This window comes from Candidatus Regiella endosymbiont of Tuberolachnus salignus (assembly GCF_964020115.1).
Lineage (GTDB): Bacteria > Pseudomonadota > Gammaproteobacteria > Enterobacterales > Enterobacteriaceae > Regiella > Regiella insecticola.
Genome location: NZ_OZ026542.1, coordinates 593,935 through 609,297 on the forward strand (window position 1 = coordinate 593,935; position 15,363 = coordinate 609,297).

17 protein-coding genes and 1 pseudogene are annotated in these 15,363 nt (G+C 42.9%); 16 read left to right on the forward strand and 2 right to left on the reverse strand.

Annotated features, from left to right (window positions below; genetic code table 11):
* The first annotated feature begins 233 nt into the window (after positions 1–233).
* From AACL30_RS03020 to AACL30_RS03040, 5 genes are all read left to right on the forward strand, one after another.
* The gene (locus AACL30_RS03020) at positions 234–575 is read left to right on the forward strand and encodes a hypothetical protein (RefSeq protein WP_339057769.1); all 342 of its coding nucleotides are present in this window, start codon (positions 234–236) and stop codon (positions 573–575) included.
* A 455-nt stretch (positions 576–1,030) separates the two neighbouring features.
* Positions 1,031–1,360, forward strand: coding sequence for a transposase (locus AACL30_RS03025; protein ID WP_339057770.1), 330 nt, complete (start codon positions 1,031–1,033; stop codon positions 1,358–1,360).
* Positions 1,361–1,459: 99 nt separating this feature from the next.
* Positions 1,460–1,825 (forward strand): transposase, encoded by a 366-nt coding sequence (locus tag AACL30_RS03030; RefSeq protein ID WP_339057771.1) that lies wholly within the window; start codon positions 1,460–1,462, stop codon positions 1,823–1,825.
* Between the two features lie 112 nt (positions 1,826–1,937).
* A complete protein-coding gene (locus AACL30_RS03035) occupies positions 1,938–2,192 on the forward strand; it encodes a hypothetical protein (protein ID WP_339057772.1) in 255 nt (84 codons plus the stop codon).
* Positions 2,193–2,257: 65 nt separating this feature from the next.
* On the forward strand, positions 2,258–2,518 hold the full coding sequence (locus tag AACL30_RS03040; protein ID WP_339057773.1) for a hypothetical protein: 261 nt from the start codon (positions 2,258–2,260) through the stop codon (positions 2,516–2,518).
* Between the two features lie 54 nt (positions 2,519–2,572).
* On the opposite strand, the gene AACL30_RS03045 is transcribed toward AACL30_RS03040, so the two are convergent.
* Positions 2,573–2,761 (reverse strand): hypothetical protein, encoded by a 189-nt coding sequence (locus AACL30_RS03045; RefSeq protein ID WP_339057774.1) that lies wholly within the window; start codon positions 2,759–2,761, stop codon positions 2,573–2,575.
* A gap of 160 nt (positions 2,762–2,921) precedes the next feature.
* On the opposite strand from AACL30_RS03045, the pseudogene AACL30_RS03050 reads away from it, so the two are divergent.
* Positions 2,922–3,080: pseudogene (locus AACL30_RS03050) on the forward strand (helix-turn-helix domain-containing protein); the annotation flags it as partial.
* Positions 3,081–3,462: 382 nt separating this feature from the next.
* Here the strand turns inward: AACL30_RS03050 and AACL30_RS03055 are convergent.
* The gene (locus tag AACL30_RS03055; protein WP_339057775.1) at positions 3,463–4,278 is read right to left on the reverse strand and encodes a matrixin family metalloprotease; all 816 of its coding nucleotides are present in this window, start codon (positions 4,276–4,278) and stop codon (positions 3,463–3,465) included.
* A 574-nt stretch (positions 4,279–4,852) separates the two neighbouring features.
* Here AACL30_RS03055 and AACL30_RS03060 point away from each other — a divergent pair.
* The 10 genes from AACL30_RS03060 (at position 4,853) to vgrG (ending at position 15,356) form a co-directional block, all read left to right on the forward strand.
* The gene (locus AACL30_RS03060) at positions 4,853–5,767 is read left to right on the forward strand and encodes a transposase (protein WP_339057776.1); all 915 of its coding nucleotides are present in this window, start codon (positions 4,853–4,855) and stop codon (positions 5,765–5,767) included.
* A 650-nt stretch (positions 5,768–6,417) separates the two neighbouring features.
* The gene (locus AACL30_RS03065; RefSeq protein ID WP_339057777.1) at positions 6,418–6,828 is read left to right on the forward strand and encodes an antiterminator Q family protein; all 411 of its coding nucleotides are present in this window, start codon (positions 6,418–6,420) and stop codon (positions 6,826–6,828) included.
* Between the two features lie 157 nt (positions 6,829–6,985).
* Positions 6,986–7,273 (forward strand): hypothetical protein, encoded by a 288-nt coding sequence (locus AACL30_RS03070; protein ID WP_006706665.1) that lies wholly within the window; start codon positions 6,986–6,988, stop codon positions 7,271–7,273.
* Between the two features lie 557 nt (positions 7,274–7,830).
* Positions 7,831–9,741, forward strand: a complete 1,911-nt coding sequence (locus AACL30_RS03075) for a phage tail protein (protein ID WP_339057778.1) — start codon at positions 7,831–7,833, stop codon at positions 9,739–9,741.
* A gap of 265 nt (positions 9,742–10,006) precedes the next feature.
* Positions 10,007–11,671 carry a phage tail sheath family protein gene (locus AACL30_RS03080; protein ID WP_339057779.1) on the forward strand — a complete coding sequence of 555 codons (1,665 nt, stop codon included), beginning with the start codon at positions 10,007–10,009 and terminating at the stop codon, positions 11,669–11,671.
* 88 nt (positions 11,672–11,759) lie between these two features.
* On the forward strand, positions 11,760–12,209 hold the full coding sequence (locus AACL30_RS03085) for a phage tail protein (RefSeq protein WP_119797626.1): 450 nt from the start codon (positions 11,760–11,762) through the stop codon (positions 12,207–12,209).
* 22 nt (positions 12,210–12,231) lie between these two features.
* Complete coding sequence (locus AACL30_RS03090; protein ID WP_119797627.1) at positions 12,232–12,708, forward strand: phage tail protein; 477 nt, start codon at positions 12,232–12,234, stop codon at positions 12,706–12,708.
* Positions 12,708–12,986: a DUF5908 family protein gene (locus AACL30_RS03095; RefSeq protein ID WP_240313767.1), complete on the forward strand. Its 279-nt coding sequence runs from the start codon at positions 12,708–12,710 to the stop codon at positions 12,984–12,986. Before AACL30_RS03090 ends, AACL30_RS03095 begins: the two co-directional genes overlap by 1 nt.
* A gap of 3 nt (positions 12,987–12,989) precedes the next feature.
* A complete protein-coding gene (locus AACL30_RS03100; protein ID WP_119797628.1) occupies positions 12,990–13,685 on the forward strand; it encodes a hypothetical protein in 696 nt (231 codons plus the stop codon).
* Complete coding sequence (vgrG, locus tag AACL30_RS03105) at positions 13,686–15,356, forward strand: type VI secretion system tip protein VgrG (protein WP_119963695.1); 1,671 nt, start codon at positions 13,686–13,688, stop codon at positions 15,354–15,356.
* The last annotated feature ends 7 nt before the right edge of the window (positions 15,357–15,363 follow it).

Sequence of the window (15,363 nt, forward strand, 5' to 3'; positions counted from 1 at the left end):
AGCATCTTAATTAGCGACTGCTTATATCATTATCCGACATGTATTTATAAAAATTAGTTGACAGAAATTAAAATGAAAAAAAGTTTATTTAAGCATTTTCTCATCAGCAACCAAAAGAATCTGCATAATATTGGTATTTATTGGTTTGCATTTCCTTTAATTTAATCTAGTATTTAAAAGCTATTTATATAAGGTTAATAGAGCATAAATAAATCTATATATAAGGATATAATATGAATCATCAACAAACCACGCCTGTCATTAATACTGAAACCGTTCTAGACTCAAACAGAGAAATTATCATTGATAATCCTATGTCAAAGAGCCAAACGAAATCATTGCAACCTTCAATATATTATAGATCACAAGATCAACCGGGAGCAGATAATAAAATTCCAAATCAAAATTGGGAAAATCATACCTATCAATCTAGGCATGATACGAGTAAATTATCAGACTCAATATCCTCATTCCCAAGTAAGGATTTAGTGAATCAGAAGATTCATCCAAACAACTTTGGCAATTATTTCTCCACAAGTTTGACTGCTGGGATTAACTTAAATAAAATCAATTGATGCCACACCAAATTGATATTCAATAAATAATTCAACTTATAATTAAGGATATTTAAATGACAGATCAAACCGTCGCTGTAACAAGTCTATCTAATGAAACTTCATTATTCCAGGATACCTGTAATTTAATTCAGTCTATGGGATCGTTTTCAAATTCTGCGTCTACTCCTAAAAATAGCGCTATTTCAACATTTTCTGGTATTGTAACTACTCCTGTCACAGTATTAACCACATTAACCTCACTAACCTGTTCATATTCACAGCTATAGGATAAGTACTAAAAATATAGTCACCTATACATTTAAGGCTAAACAGAAATAGTCTCTGTTTAGCCTTTTTTAATTATTTAAAACAGTCGCAAGCGTCTTTTTTCATAATTTATCGCACGCTGGCTATGGCACTGTTAACAAAGTTAGTTTTGAGATAAGATCCGCTTTTTGTGGGGGTTGTTAAGGATGAAAAACAGACATTATCCGATCAAAGCGTCCGATTTTATAAAAGAAATCGAGCCTCATATTCTTAAATATTACAAGCGTCCAGGCAGACCCACGGGTATCAGTCATTATCACTTTTTCTCGGCAGTGTTATACGTATTGAGAACCGGTATCCCTTGGCGTGACGTGCCTACTTTTTATGGCCACTGGCATACGATTTACACGCGTTTTAAACGCTGGAGTGAGAATGGGTTATTCTGGCATTTGCTTTATCTATTGCAGAAAAAAAAGAAAATCAGCCTTGACTGCGTCTGGATAGACAGCACCACAGTGAGCCTATGGAAACCCTGAAAAACCGCTAAAAGTAGTCTATTCTGTTAGCAATAATTTTTTTAGGTTAATAGTGAAATGAAAACGAAATCGACGAGACGAGCCGACTTTTAAGCGCAAATGAATAGGATAGTTCCCTGGGAAAAGATTCTGGCCAAACTCAGTCGTCATTATCCGAAGGCAAGCTCTAAAGGCGGCAGACCGGCGAAACCGTTAGAAGTGATGCTGCGGATTTATTTTTTACAGAATGGGTTTAATTATGCTGATTTATCGATGGAAGAAGCGTTATACGACATCCCCTTATTACGTCAATTTGCGGGGGTATGTGTCGATGCTATTCCCTCCGATCCCACTATCCTGCATTTTCGTCATTGGCTGGAAAAACATCATTTAAGCGAAGCGCTGTTTGAAGAAATTAATACGCATTTAGCTTCGCTTCAGCTATTTTTTCATCAATTGAGTACAACTCAAGACAGTAAACAATAAATGAATAATAAATATTAAAAAGGAAAATAACGATTATTGTGACTAAACTTAATAAGCGACAGCAACTCAAAGTATATCAAATGATGCTAATTGGAAAAGAGGAAATGAATATATGAAAAAAATAATAACATTCTTGAAACTATTACCCATTTTATTATTATTTTCATTATCAGTGCCTACTTGGGCTTCTTCCATTATTTGTCCAACTACCTCGTGGGTTATGACTTTTTTAGGTCCCGTAGAAATGTGCGATGAACAAAAAAGCACTACAGAGCCAACAACATCTTTTAATTCCTCTGATAAAAATAAACCTGAAAAACCTCCATTCAGTTTTTTTTGTCTGGTCTTCGCTCACCTATTACAATGATGCTGACTCAATACGGCGGATAATAAAAATAAAGCACCGTTAAACCCAACAAAAAAAGGCACGATATGAAAACAATAAAAACTCTGTTGAAAATATTACCTATCTTATTATTATCAACAACAACTTCGGCTTCTCATGAAAAAACCATTTCAAATATATGCCAAGAACTTTGGAAATCCGGAAATATTCCATCCTTTCCATCAAAAATATGTTTACGTGAGGAAAGCGCTGTCAATACAGATAATGCATTTTCTCAATCAAAATATGAAACATACATACGAGAAAGATTTATCCCTGCCCCCAATTTTACCCCGTGGGTGGGATAATCTATTTTTTTAGGTTATGACAAAAAAGGAGTATTACATGGAAAAGATAAAGATTTATTTAACAGTATTATCTATTTTATTATTACCTGTGTCTGTGTCAGCTTCTTTTAGCAAACGAGTAGGATAGAACCATATGCGATAAAATTTCATAAAAAAGGCCAGTAGAGGCCATTTTTTTGACGCCGTAAAAGTAGGTGACAGAGAAAAATCTACCATAAAGATTCCTGCCGCCAGTAGAGTCATCTCCTATTCATCAAATAAGCGTTTTTTGCAAGCACGTCAGAAAACAATTCGGTATAACGCCTCTTAGTATAAATTCGTCAAAATACGCCATGAATGTGTAAAAGTTTGAATTTAATCTGACATTCTAATATGTTTAGTATGAGATAAAGGAGTGTTAGAGATGAATCAAACAGCAAAAATAATCAAACCGAAATTAGGCTTATTGGAACTGGCGAAACAATTGGGTAATGTTCAGTCAGCGTGTAAAGTCATGGGCTACAGTAGGGACAGCTATTACCGGTTTAAAAAGCTGTATGAGCAGGGAGGTGAACCAGCGCTGACAGACTGATGAAACCTTGTGTCAGTTTGCACCCTACATTAAGCACCGGACACAAAGTCAGTAACTTCTGGACAAATCGTTGAACCCATGTCGCCGCTCCGCTCTTGTCAAGATTTAAAGGAGAGGTCAGCCATTGCATAACCTTAGTAAAGGAGAGTGCTGGTTTGACGAGCATTCTACTGCTCTGTGGTGGAGACAAATGCAAGCAGGATGCAGACATTACTTGCGCATGTGAATATTGGTGCGAATGGAAAAGCAATAGCAGATAGGAGAATGGGCTAATGAAAGACAGGCCACACGACGATGTAATGGCCGAGGTGTTCCGTAAAGACTCTGTTTATGCAGCTGAGCTGCTTAATACTATGAAAACAGAGAAACAACGCTACAAATATTTCTGAACAGTTAGCCTACCTGGATACACACTGGCTATAAACTTTTTATCGGTGGTAGAAAGCTCGGTTGGATCAGCCACCGAATAGCCATTTAGCGTATGCTCTTCGGGTATAGGATAGCCCATAATAGATTTTGGGTCATAGGCTGTATATTGCGTCTTATTTTTGGCATACTTTTTAAACAGGTTGTACTCGGTTTTGGCAGCATCCCAACCAAACATATCCAAATAATAGGCGAATACAACTGGTTTATTCCATTGGATGCCACCCTCCGGATTGTGGTGTTCGTGTAGCAAGCCCAGAGCATGTCCAAACTCATGCAAGGTGGCCGATTTTAAGTAGGCTTCATCAGAAGGATCGTCGGTAAAACCATCGAAATTCATGGTAGGTTCATTCGCAGCGGTCTTTCTACTATTTTTTCCTAAGTCTGACCAATTTCCATCGCCTTCTTTAAAAGCAATCCGGATATGTGCTTTCTTTTTGCTCCCTACAGGCAACCAATCAAATTTCAAATTGGCATATTCAAGCCATTCATTTGCATAGTGTCGAACTTTTTCTTGTACATATGCACTCCCTGCATAAGCAGCCATAAATTTTATACGCAAAGTTTGACCTGTTCGCCAAAAATTTTTGCTTTCGCCCAAGCTATACAAGGGGTTTTTGCTGTCTTCTGCTGGCCAGTCTTTATCAACGCATAGTCTTAGTCTCACTGCTTGATTAACATTTTCTGGCACATGCTCATATACTTCGGTTTTATTAACATATACAAACGTGCTGTTATCCATCTCCATAACGGAAATATTCATAATATTACCCTCTATTGTATTTATTTATCCTTTCATGGTGTAGCAGTGTCATGAAAATATTTCAAGGCTATTTATATTTTTTGGAATATTTATTTCACTAGTATTCCAATAAAGGGTTCACGTTGAATAGATTTACTCAGTTACTCGAGTAGGCTCCTTGTCAACGCTACTTTAGATGGCTCTTCCGCAAATAATGTTGGTGCTGAACGCCGTAGCTAACTGAGATATAAATCATCTTCTGACTTTTTATCTATTGAAAATGATCATGCTCAAAAAATTACTCGCTCTCCCTCGAAAGTGGGGGATCGCCGATTATTCTTTAAGTGATCGGCGGGTTGAACTGTTGCTTCAACATCGCAAACATTCTGCGTATTGTCCCCAATGCAATATGAAAAGCCGCTGTCGTTACGGCTTTACTCACCGACGACTTCAGCATTTACCCTGTGGAGGAAAGCCCCTGATACTATGCTTTCGTCTTCAGCGATTTTGTTGCACCAACAGCAGATGTCGGCAACGAACGTTTCAGGAATCAATCTCGACACTGGCACCCCGATGGCAACGAAGTTCCAGGCAGTTGGTAGAACTGACAACCCGTCTGGCTTATTCATTCGGGGTCAGAGTCAGTGGAGATACCCTCATACGCAGAATAATGCAACTTCCGCTCTCGGAGCCTGAGCAACTTACCCATATTGATGTGGATGACTGGGCATGGAAGAAGGGGCATCACTATGGGACTATTATTGTTGCTCAGAGCACGCACCGGCCGGTTGCGTTACTTTCTGGTCGTTCAGCTACCTCTCTGGCGGAATGGCTGAAAACAAGACCGGAAATAAAAATAATTACTCGTGACAGGGCGGGGGCTTATGCTGATGGCGCCAAAACCGGTGCTCCACAGGCGATACAGATTGCCGACCGCTGGCATCTTATCCGCAATGCGAGTGATCATTTTGAACGTTTTCTGAAACGTCACTGGGTCGCTGTGAAGGAAACCTACCACGCCATAAAAACCCAGGCGCTGGCTGCTTTGCAATCAGCGCCTATCATCACGGTTTCTCCACAGCAGGAGACAGCCACCCAGCAACAACGCCGTCTCTTGTTTGAGCATGTCAGCGTACTGAAAAATAAAGGCATGGCACAAACAGAAATTGCGTTAACAGCCGGTATCAGTGACAAGACGGTTCGCCGATGGCTACAGACAGGCGGCTCTCCATTATGCGGTAAACGACCTCGTCCACGTCAAGTCATTGGCTTCAATGAGCAAACCTGGCTCAGAGAACAAGGGAATAGCGGTTGTCATAATGCTGCGTTACTGTTCCGCAAACTGAAAACACGAGGCTATGTTGGGGGAAGCGCAACAGTCCGCTCCCTGGTAAGTCAGTGGCGGTATACTTCGGCAGAAGTACTCCAGTATCCGCCTATGCCAAGGCTAAAACAGGATACGTACCTAAAAAATGTCGCCCAGAAAATTTTTAGCGTTTCACAGATTTGATTGATGCAAGCGGACAATCACGGATTTTCGTTTTTATGATTTGAGGCAACCCTGAGCATTCAACCTGGTGTTCCATTAAATGCATACAGGAAAACGGGGGATGAGAGCCAATTGAAACGGTACGCAGATATGCCCGTCTAGCTTAACTGAACATGCTAAACGATTAGATTCACTTTTGCTCGTTAAGGACACAAATACGACACAGGAGGACATTATCTAGAGCGGAGAAGCTATCTAAGTCTTTGATTTTGTTGGTGCGCCCTGCAGGATTCGAACCTGCGGCCTACGGCTTAGAAGGCCGTTGAGTACTTTCTGATTCATTAAATTACCGCATCTAATGCCGCTCACACGCCCAAAGATGTAAAAAGATAACAAAAAATGAAAGCACGTATAACACGTTCTCTGTCCCATATATGTCCCATCGAAGAAAACTGAACCGCCACGGGAATCCTGGAGAGTAAACTCTAGTATAAAAGGAGCCCCGAAATGTCATCAAAACGTTATCCCCTCGAACTACGCCAGCGTGCAGTGAGACGGCTGCTAGCACAGCGTGATGAATACAAATTTTGCCGTCGATAACCCCCTGACTTTTTTCATTCCCTGTTTGACGCGGGCTTCCCGTCAATTTCATACCGCACCAAAGAAAGCGAATGCTACTTATGGATATCGTCATCATGAATACCAATAATTTTACCCGTTATCTCGAAGATCGTTTGTACCAATGGGCTGAATGGTATAGCCGAGGGAATTTTTCGAGTTTAGGGTATTCCTCTTGTTCCATTGAATACCGTATTATGACGGAAGGGAATGTGTTTCGTCGCTCGGGATCTAACCCCTTGCCTACTCATGCCGCCGCTGAAGAGATAGAAAACTGGGTCAATGCGATGGCACAGCAAAATCCTGCTATGGCACGGGCATTACGGTGTTACTATTTTCAACGCGGCTCCTTGCGTTACAAGGCCAAAAAGTTGGCCATATCCCACACACAATTCAAATATCATGTGGATATGGCTCATCAGTGGTTATTAGGCTGCTTAAATGGCCGCCTTGAAAAAAACTGATGTTTTTTTCATTTTTTATTTGTGTTGTCAATACAAATCAGGTATAAATTCTCCAAATTGTTACTGCTGCATCTAAAAGCCCGCTTAAGCGGGTTTTTTTTTTGTTCGATTAACTCAAAAAAACTTTTCCTCACATTACTACTTAAATCATGCTTACATGAACGAACTCACTGAACTGACAGAAGTGCATCTAAAAATACTATCTGATATCACTGCTCTCCAAAAAAACATCATGTCCAGTCAGTCTCAGATAGAGACGTTGCGTATCACGCTAAAAAAGATAGAGACGACCCTTTGGCAAAAAAGGGTAGAAGAGGTGAGGCTCTCACAGTTGTTGGCCTTGCTGAGAAAGTACTTGCTCATTTTATGTGGATTGGGTGCCGTCCTGTTTATTTTTAGTACAAAGATTGATGTGATAAAAATTATCGCTCAAATTTTGGCGTGATCGATGTAAACCACATTATTGGCACGACGATTTTCGCTATAAACAAGTCAATATCAAATCTGAAGGGGGAAAGAGTGGGTAAAAACAGCGAGATTATCTCAATGCGGGTTATAAAGAGAGGTTACGTATGAGCCTAGAAATGTTAGCACAAGTAGTAGCAAAAACGGCTCCATTATTGGGGAACGCCTGCTCCACGATAGAAATGCGTTAATACCCTTCACTACAGGTGATCTATCAGGCCAGGGTGGGGGCTTGGTACGATGAAGCAACAAAGTGCCACTATGTTGAGCACTACACGAAAGCTCCGCCCCCAAGGGAGGCGGCCTTCGCGCTTTTTTAAGCGATAGGGTTACGATATTAGCAAAGCAACGACGCCAGAAGGCTTTAAAGCGCTGATCCGAGCCTTTCAACTGCATTTTCGTTAGGATAATTATGACGGAATGCTGGATACAAAAACCAGTGCAACATTAGCTGCATTGGTTGAAAAATATTTTTAATATTTACTTTCTATAAATCAATGTCTTCCTACTCATTTCATCACCAGGGTAATTCATCCTATGAACACCAACGATCAGATTCTTTTTTGGACTGACCAAGGCGACAGGTGTTTGCAAGCAGCAAAGGCACCCAATGGTACGCCACTGCAACTGACCCATATGGTGTTAGGCAATGCGGCAACACCCATACCTGCCACTAAACAAGCGACACAAGTTAGAAACGAAGTGTACCGTGCGCCTGTTGATCGTATCGCACTGGATACAGCAAAGACAAGCGTCGTCTGTGAACTCATTGTGCCTGAGAATCAAAGAAATCAAACCATTCGTGAAATTGGTCTTCTGGAACACGATACACTGATAGCCATCGGTTATGCTTCTTCTGGTTATACTCTCGTGGAGCAGGAAGGTGGCACATGGACCTACATTGTCCATATTCCACTTGAGAATATCCCTGCTTCTGCTATTGAAACAGTGGATAACTTAATCAGTCTTGAGGTATCAGATACGCGTTATCTCGATGCAGCAGAAAATTTAAAAGATGTAACGAATAAAAATACTGCACGAGATAATCTTGGTTTAGGTTCTGCGGCGGTGAAAGATGCGGGCACAGGTAATACTGATTTAATTACCACGGGAGACGCAGATAGCCGTTATCTCAATGCGGCAGATAATTTGAGTGATTTACCTGACAAAATCATAGCGCGAACCAATCTTGGACTTGGAGATGCCGCGACTAAAAAAGTGGGTGTGGATGATAACGATCTTGTTACAGCAGCCAATGCGTTGATTAGCAGATCAATTGTTCAAATTAGAGGTTCTGATATTAATGGAGATTTGAATAAACTCTTCACTCCTGGTATTTATGCTGTTGGGTTCATTAGTGAAATAGCTACTTTAAAAAATAATTTCCCTGAAGGGATCAGTAAAGCGGGTTTTTTACTAGTGCTAAGGGGTGATTCTAGTAACTACTGCCAAATATATATAGAGGGTAATAATTCTAAAGGCATTTTCTGGCGTAATAAATGGAGTAATGAGAGTAATTGGACATCGTGGCACGAACTTATCACAGATGAAAATGCAGACAACCGCTATCTGAAAAACTCAGAAAATCTAGCCAATAACACAACTGCACGAACAAAACTTGGCCTGGGTACTGCAGCACTGAAAGATGCAGGTACGGGTAATACTGATTTAATTACCACGGGAGACGCAGATAGCCGTTATCTCAATGCTGCAGATAATTTGAGTGATTTACCTGACAAAGTCATAGCGCGAACCAATCTTGGGCTTGGATCAGCAGCATTGAAAAGTGTAGGTACTAATGGTGATGATTTAATTACCACAGGGGATGCAGATAGTCGCTACGTCCAACACGCTAATAATTTAATAGACGTATATCCAGTCGGCGCGCCTATTCCCTGGCCATCCGAGGTTATTCCATCCGGTTACGCTGAGATGAAGGGACAGAGCTTTAATAAGGTAATATACCCCAAACTGGCTATTGTGTATCCTAGCGGAATCATTCCAGATATGCGTGGGTGGATGATAAAAGGGAACCCATCATCGGGGCGAACAGTATTATCCCAAGAGCAGGACGGTAATAAAACTCATAGTCATAGCATTACTATTGATTCTACATATCTGGGAACAAAATCGACTGATAACTTTGATTACGGGACGAAAAATACCAATCAAACTGGAGGACACTATCACCGTATTAACATGGGAGAGGAGGCTTCTACAGACCGATTCTTAACAGAATACGGTAGGTACTATCAAAGTAGTTGGGGCCAACATACTTCGAATTTTACCCGAGATGCTGGTGACCACACACATAGTGTTTCTATAGGTTCACATAGTCACAGTATTACACTGGGTTCTCACGCTCATAGCGCTACAGTGAGTAGTAGTGGCAATACAGAAACTACCGTTAAAAATATTGCTTTTATTTATATTGTGAGATTAGCGTGATTGAGTCATTTTCTTTTACCCAACTGAGTTGTTTAAACTTATTAAGGCACGACAACTCAATGTATCAGTAATTTATTCGGCCACCATTAACGGTGCTTTTCTCATAACCGGCCCGACTACCGATAAATTCTGTATTAAAAAACATCAATGCACTAAAACCGGTTTTCTCGCCGTCATCTTTTTGACGGTGAGCGATTCGTCGTGCGTGATGGCACAAACACCGTTCATTATTTCTTTATTTTTTCACTAAATGAGAGCATTCACTATGAGCTATAAAACCCCCAATGTGTACGTCGAAGAACAAGCCATTTTACCCCCTTCGGTGGCTGAAGTATCCACCGCCATTCCCGCCTTTATTGGTTATACCGCGCGTGCCGGGGCAAACAACGAACTAAAAGAGAAAGCGGTGCGCATTAGCAGTCTGCTCGCGTATCAGCGCCATTTTGGTGAGGCACCTTTGACTCACTTTGACGTTAACGTGAATAACCAGAATGTTGTTGAAGTAAACCCTAAAAAAACAGTCGATTATTTCATGTATGACTGCCTGCGCCTTTATTTTGCTAATGGTGGGGGGGATTGTTACATTGTCTCCGTCGGTAATCATCAAGAAGAGATCAGCAAAATCGCCATAGAAAAGGGCATCGACGCCTTAGAAAAAGAAGATGAGCCGACATTAATCGTCATGACTGAGAGTGCCAATCTTTCAACAGAGGACTACGGGGCATTATGTCAAAAAGTATTAATGCACTGTGCAACATTAAAAGATCGCTTTGCTATTTTTGATGCCGGTGAAAATGATATTGATCAAGTCAAAACATTCAGAGAGAAGATTGGGACGAATAATTTAAAATACGGTGCCGCGTATTTTCCTTATCTCACGACGAATTTAGGCTATCACTATAGTGATGACTCCGTGGAAGTCACCGGAATCAGTGATCCCCGTACGCAAATAGGGCGTTATTCGTCTGGCGACAATGGCTTATTAGTGACCTATACCGGTAATCAAAGTGATGCGCCCAAGATAAAAATAAGTAAACACACCGATGCAGAAGAAAAGTCAATTAGTGTCGTTCCCAACAACAGCTTTGTTTTGGAAATCACCATCCCCAAGACTGGCGCTTCGGCGAAAGATATTGTTGCTATTTGGAATGGTCTCAGTGATAAAAAACAATTTAATATGGAGAACCAAGGCACCGGGGCAGATCTGATAGCGCAAGAAATTACCTCACCGCAGGCGCTCACTTATGCGAGTGATACGCCCAGTGCTACACGCGAGAAGTTAAGTAAACTAAAAAGTAATAAAACCGCGCTTTATAACCAAATTAGAGCCAAGATTGACAATGAACGATTAACGTTACCCCCCAGTGCGGCGATAGCCGGCGTTTATGCCCGTATCGACAGAGAACGCGGTGTCTGGAAATCCCCCGCCAATGTGAGCTTAGTCGATGTGATCGGGCCGACGCTGAAGATTACCGATCAACAACAAGAAGACTTAAATGTCGATGCGACAGCGGGTAAATCCATCAACGCGATCCGCAGCTTTACCGGCAAGGGCACAATAGTTTGGGGGGCGAGAACCCTGGCGGGGAATGATAATGAGTGGCGTTATATTTCTGTGCGGCGTTTATTCAATCTTATTGAGGAGTCGTTGCAAAAATCCACGGCGTTTGCCGTGTTTGAGCCCAATAATGCCATGACCTGGCTGAAAGTGAGAACCCTAGCGCAAAGTTATCTCGACGACCTCTGGCGTAAAGGGGCGTTAGCCGGGGCGACACCCGAGGAAGCGTATTTTGTCAAAGCAGACCGCGGGCAAACGATGACCGAGCAAGACATTCTCGAAGGCAAATTGATTGTCGAAATCGGTGTGGCGGCGGTGCGTCCCGCTGAATTCATCGTGTTGCGCTTTGCGCATAAACTGCAGCAAGCCTAACGCTTTTCTTCTGTTTTTTCTTAAAGCGGCGGTTTGATTCACTGCCTCTTACCCTTTTTTTATTATTTTTAAGCTGGAGATGACCACCATGGCCACCACTGTCGCTGATATCAAAGCGGATTACCCCTTTTCTGTTTATCGTTTTAACGTAAGTATTATGGGTCTAGAAGACAAAGTCGGTTTTTCTGAAGTATCCGGGTTAGAAGTCGGGCATCAACCCATTACGTATAAAGATGGGTTGGGTTTTAAGCATATGCCGGGCATGCCAGAGCCTATCAAACTGACCTTAAAAAGAGGCCTGGTAAAGGGCAATTCTATCCTTTACGATTGGATGATCAGTGTCCGTTTGAATCGTGTTGAGAAACGCGATATCACCATTAGCCTACTGGATGAAGAAACCCATCCACTTGTGACTTGGACAGTACAAAGTGCGTTTCCCACCAAATTAGTCGCCCCGTCATTTAATGCGACCAGTAACGAAGTGGCCATTGAGACGCTAGAGCTTATGGCTGATAGTCTGCGTGTTGAGCATGCATGATAAGGCATAAGGCGTTAAAATAATGCTGTTACCCAATCTTTCTGCCATGGAGATAAACACGCCGCCCGTGAGCTACCGCTTCGCGGTGGTGTTTTATCCCTCAGGTCGCACACCCAATTTAGTCGATATGCGCTTTCAAAAGGTATCGGGGTTATCACTTGAGGTAAAGACCCACAAGATACAGGAGGGGGGCAACAATGTGGGTCATGCCGTATTACCCAGCGGCGTACGGTCGCCGACGTTACGACTCGAACGGGGCATGGTATTGCTATCGCCACTGAATACGGAGTTTAACAGCACACTGAGCTTTTTTCAGTTTAACCCTTGTCATGTCATGGTCACGTTACTCAATGAAACTTGTCTGCCCACCGCAGCCTGGCTATTTTTCAACGCGTTTCCCGTGGGCTGGCAATGTTCGGATCTGGACGCCAATGCCAATGTCATCCTGATCGATACTTTTGAGCTGGCGTATCAACGTCTGCAACCGTTGCGAGTGTAATGATGCCGATTGAAATCCGCGAGCTGATGATTAAAGCCACCCTGAGTGATCCGCCACATTTTAGCGGGGAAGCATCCCGATGGGTCGAAGAGGTGAATACGGAGGATCCGATCCTGCCTGAGCGGCAGGATCACGATCCCAGGGGGCGTCGGTTTATCGCCGCCCAGCTTGAACAGTTGCTGCCTGAACAAGTAGAGAAGCTGTTACGTGATCGATTTTCTGAACAAGCATTAACCGACCAGATAGTGCACATCTTGGCACGAATGAAGGAAAGGTAAAATATGAACCCACTGCAAGCATTGAAGTCTGCGATTAAATTAGAAAAGCTCACGCTCTACGCCTATGACTACGTTGAACGCAGCCAGAAGCAAAAAACAGCAGAATCCTTTGAAGCACGCTTTAATCCGGCGTCGTATTCCCTTTTTTTTAAAAATACCTTTTCGCGCTTTGAACAAACTCAGTACCTCGGCGACACGTCACAATATTTGGCGGTGACCTTACTGCTCGATGGCACAGGGGCTGTAGCAGAGATGGGGCTTCATCCCGCGCCGCGCCAAGACGTGCAAAAGGAAGTGAAACGCTTTCTTAAGCTGACCTATGATATTTATGGTAAAACGCACGAAGCGAGATACCTCACGCTGGAATGGGGTCGCCTGAGTTTCGATTGCCGCTTGTACTCGGTTGACGTCAATTTTACCTTGTTCGATCGCGATGGATCCCCGTTACGTGCAGAGTTGGCTGCGGTCTTTATTCAAGATGTCGACAGTAAAAAACGGTTGTTATTGGAGGATAAACAGTCCCCTGATCTCAGTCACATCAAGTGGGTGACCAGCAGTGACAACCTGCCGTTGATTGCCTACCACGCTTATAATGACATTGACTATTATCTTCATTTAGCACAATGCAATCGCTTGGATAATTTTAGGCGGCTGCGCGTGGGTAGCACGTTAAACCTGCCTCCGGTCAGTGGACAGTGAATGATGAAAGGTGTCTATACCATTACGCTCTCCTGTCAGGGGAAAAAACTCACCTCACTGCAACGTCACATTGTGGCGTTAGAGGTGATACTGACGGTGAATAAAATACCGACGGCTCAGCTGGTGATAGCAGAACGCGGCCCGCCTGCAGAGCAACCGTTTCATTTGAGCCGGGGGGATTTTTTTAAACCGGGTCATCGCGTGGATATCCACTTACGTTATGAAGATGAACCCAAAAATGAAAAATTAATTTTTTCCGGTATCGTGGTTAAGCATAAAATTGCGTGGCATGATGATCACGGATCACGATTATCACTTGATCTCAAAAGCCAAGCGATTCGGCTGACAACGCGACGTAAAAGCGTCTTGTTTGAAAAGACCACGGATAAAGACATTATCACGCGCCTGATTAAACAAGGGGGACTCACCTTGAAAGGCGCTATAGGGAAAGCAGAGGTAAAACATCCCCAAATGGTGCAGTATCACTGTAGCGATTGGGATTTTATCTTGGCGCGCGCGACCGCGAATGGATTGTGGGTGTTATTTCATTACCTGGAAGGGAAAGAGCACATCCAGATTGTGGCACCCGATTTCAAACAGTCGCCTAAACAAGTGTTTAACGTGAATAACGTCGATCCACAGATCGTCATCCACAACGTGGAGCTTGAGGTGGATATTCGTCAGCAATTGAACAAGGTACGTGCTGCCCACTGGGATACGAAAAAATTAGCCTTGACTTGGGTCGACGCTCAGCAAACCAGTGTTAAAAAAGGCACCGTCGATGCTGTGCAAGCCGCTCAGACCATCGGCGCGGATCCCTATCCGCTGGTGCATCTGGGCGGGGTGGCTCCTGAAGAGCTCCAGGCCTGCAGTAAGGCGATGCTGGATCAAGCGCGACTCACGCTATTACGGGGCCGCTTTCAGATAAAAGGCAGAAAAAACATTACACTTGGTGAATGCATTGCCATTAAAGGTGTGGGAAGCTACTTTGAAGGCCATGCCATTGTCACCGGCATTCGTCATCAGCTCAATCGAGAAGGTTGGCAGACCCATGTGCAAGTGGGCCTCACCGAGGGAATGAGCCGTTCCTTCGAAATGTGTGATCCCGCTGCGGCAGGATTATTACCTGCCATCCAAGGTCTCCATGTCGGGATCGTGGTCGGGCACGCGAAAGAACAAAACCCGCAGTTTTGCCTCAAAGTCCATTTACCCCTATTGGAAGATAAAAATAAAGTGCTGTGGGCCCGGTTGGCATCGCCTTATGCGAGCGATAAAAAAGGCCTGGTGTTTCGACCTGAAGTGGGGGATGAAGTGGTGTTAGGGTTTTTTAATAATGACCCCCGCTATCCGGTTATTCTCGGTGCCATGCACAGTGAAAAAAATCCGCCACCGCTGGCTATGGAGAAAGACAATCATCAAAAAGGCATTGTGACGCAAGAGAACATGCAATTTTTAATGGATGATAAAGAGAAAACGCTGAAGTGGATGACCGCTAAAAATAATAGCGTGACGTTGGTCAGTGGCAAAAAATCCGGTATTTACTTGAAAGATCAACATAACAATCAGGTGAATTTAACGGAGCAAGGCATTGACATCAAACTTGATAAAAATTTGACGGCTGATACGGGTCAGAATGTGGTGATTAAAGGTAAAAAAATTGACTTTAAATAAAAGGGGC